Origin of the sequence: Vibrio sp. 10N.247.311.47, from assembly GCF_041467535.1 — a bacterium.
GTDB lineage: Bacteria > Pseudomonadota > Gammaproteobacteria > Enterobacterales > Vibrionaceae > Vibrio > Vibrio crassostreae_C.
In genome coordinates, this window is the sequence record NZ_JBFSUR010000081.1 from 1 (window position 1) to 3064 (window position 3064).

Below are 3064 nucleotides of genomic sequence, written 5' to 3' on the forward strand. Positions count from 1 at the left end.
CCAACGGTGACCTGACTATTGATGCCAATGGTCATTGGTTCTTCACCGCTAACAGTGCGTTTAATCAATTGAATGTCGGCGATAAGGTCGAAGAGACCTTCACTATCTCGTCTATTGATGGCACAACGTCAACGGTCAAAGTGACGATTAACGGGACTAACGACGCCGCTACTGTCAGTAGTGCGACCGTCGCCATCGATGAAACCGACAAAGCGGTAACAACATCAGGAACATTGACCAGTACCGACGTCGATAACCCAGATAATACATTTACACCGGATTCCATTGGAGGCACCAACGGTAACCTGACTATTGACGCTAATGGTCATTGGACATTCACAGCCAACAACGCGTTTAACCAATTGAATGTCGGCGATAAGGTCGAAGAAACCTTTACTGTCTCGTCCATCGATGGCACACCTTCCACCATAAAAGTCACGATTAATGGCACCAATGACCGCCCTACTATCTCAGGTACCTCAAGTGGCGCGGTGATCGAACAGGGCTTGAACACGGCAGGAAACCCCGATGCGACAGGGAGCTTAATCGCGACTGATATAGATAAGTCCGACACCGTTACGTGGGCAATCAATCAACCCCAAGGTCAATGGGGAACGCTGTCGATTGATCAGCATGGTCATTGGCACTATCAGCTAGACAATTCAACCGGCGGTGCCGCGGATAAACTCGCGGCTGGTGAACATCAGTCTGAATCATTCTGGATCACCGCTACCGATTCAACAGGAGCGACAGTCCCTCATAAAGTCGTTATCGATGTGCAAGGCAGCAACGACAAACCAATTGTCAGTGCGTGGACTCAGCTTCCTGCGGGTAAAGAGGATCAACCCGTAACCATCAAGGCTTCTGACTTGCTAACACATGCAAGCGATGTGGATAGTAGCGATGTATTGCACGTGACAAATTTGCAAGCGACACACGGTAGCCTGACTGATAATAAAGATGGCACTTATACCTTCACGCCAGATAAAGATTTCAATGGTGAGATTCGACTCACCTATGATGTGGTTGACGGCCATGGGGGCAGCGTCAGCACTCAAGCTAAGTTTGATCTTATCGCAACTCCAGATAACGCGATTATTACCGACGCACAAGCCAATGCAGACTTACGGGGAGTAACTGAAGATCGCGGCTATATAGATACCCACTACCAACTGCATTACGACGGCAGATTAAACATCCAAGACCCTGATAAGGGAGAGGCACAGTTTGATCCGAATATAGGCTCACAAACCTATCAAGGTATTGGCTACGACACCAAACTGGGTGGGCACATACTGCTCATGCGCGACGGTCACTACACCTATACCCTCGACAACCGCAATATACAGAACTTAGCGCAAGGCGAAGTTAAACACGATTCAGCCATTATACGCTCAGCAGATGGTACAACACACACGATAGAGCTAACGGTTCATGGTACCAACGATGCCCCAACCATCAATGCTCAGTCCCACTCAGTGACTGAAGGTGGAAGCGTTCTAAATGGACAAATGGTTGGCCAAGATATTGATACCGGTGCGGCCTTGACTTACAGCGCACCGCAGATTGATGGCTTGGTGGTTAATCCGGACGGCAGTTATAGCTTCGATCCTGCTCACTCTAGCTATCAATCGTTAGCATCAGGTGTCACGAAGACATTGACTGTTCCAGTAACAGTCACAGACGAGCATAATGCGAGCAGCACTCAAAACCTCTCAATAACGATTACAGGGGTTAATAATTCTGCCGTTATCGGCGGTGTCTATACTGGAGATGTTCATGAAGGGCATACCTATACAGCACCAGATGGTACAATGTCTGGTGGCTACGTCGATGATCGCTCACCAGATCATATGCATGGAAACATCGGCAAATTATGGAACGACGAAATACACACTGATGGTCACCTGAACATTGTTGATCCAGACTCCGGTGAAAGCCATGCCCAAACCGGCGTTTATTACGGCACTCATGGTCGTGTCATACTTCAGAGTAACGGAGATTGGAGCTACTACGCTTCCATAGGCCAAGACGCAACAGGTAGAAAGATTGATCACCTCGGCCAAGGTGAATCGATAACGGATACTGTCACCGTCAAATCGGCTGATGGCACCACTCACGATATTGTTGTCACCGTTCATGGCGATAACGACCGTCCGTATTGTTCTGGTGAAGTGCAACTGAACAGCGGTAAAGAAGATCTTGCTCAAACCATCACAGCAACCGAGCTAATCGCTAATACTGTTGACGTAGACGCCAACGATGCAGGTAAGCTCACTATCGCTAATTTGCATGCTGACCATGGCTCGATTCAAGACAATCACGATGGAACCTTCACCTTCACTCCAAGCCACAATTACAACGGCAGCGTCCACTTCACCTACGATGTGAAAGACGCGCATGGTGGTACAACACACACTGGCGCATCAACGACGCTCTCGGCTGTTGGCGATGCTGCCCAAATCGCTGGCGTTGATACTGGTTCAATAACCGAAAACAGCGCGGGTGTCGACATGTCACCCGACTATGCTCACTCAGGCATCGCCACACTTGGCAATACAACACTCTATGCTGATGGCAAGCTGACCATCACAGACCCCGATGTAGGCGAGTCAGGGTTTGAACGCCAAGGCAGCAATGGTTACGACTATCACGGCACCTATGGCGATCTAATCTTACTCACCGATGGCACCTGGCATTACCATGCCGATGCTGGGCATCTATCAGGTATAGGTGCTAGACCCACAACGCGTGGCACTGCAATTGACCAACTTGGTGAAGGGCAAAGCTTAACCGATACGATTACAGTCCATTCAAAAGATGGTACAACACACGATATTGTCATCACCATTCACGGCAGTAACGACAGACCTTACTGTTCATCTGAAGTGGTGCTTGCAAATGGCAGTGAAGATACACGCCAAACCTTAACCACCGCGCAACTATTAGCGAATACCGTCGATGTGGATGCCAATGACGCCGGTAAACTAACCATTGAAAACCTGCATGCTGACCATGGCTCTATTCTAAACAATGCCGATGGTACGTTTACGTTTACCCCAGA

Annotated in this window: 1 protein-coding gene; it reads left to right on the forward strand. The window is 48.9% G+C overall.

Annotation, left to right across the window (positions count from 1 at the left end):
• A partial coding sequence (locus AB6E51_RS24135; protein WP_372140278.1) for a VCBS domain-containing protein occupies positions 1-3064 on the forward strand: 3064 nt, incomplete at both ends.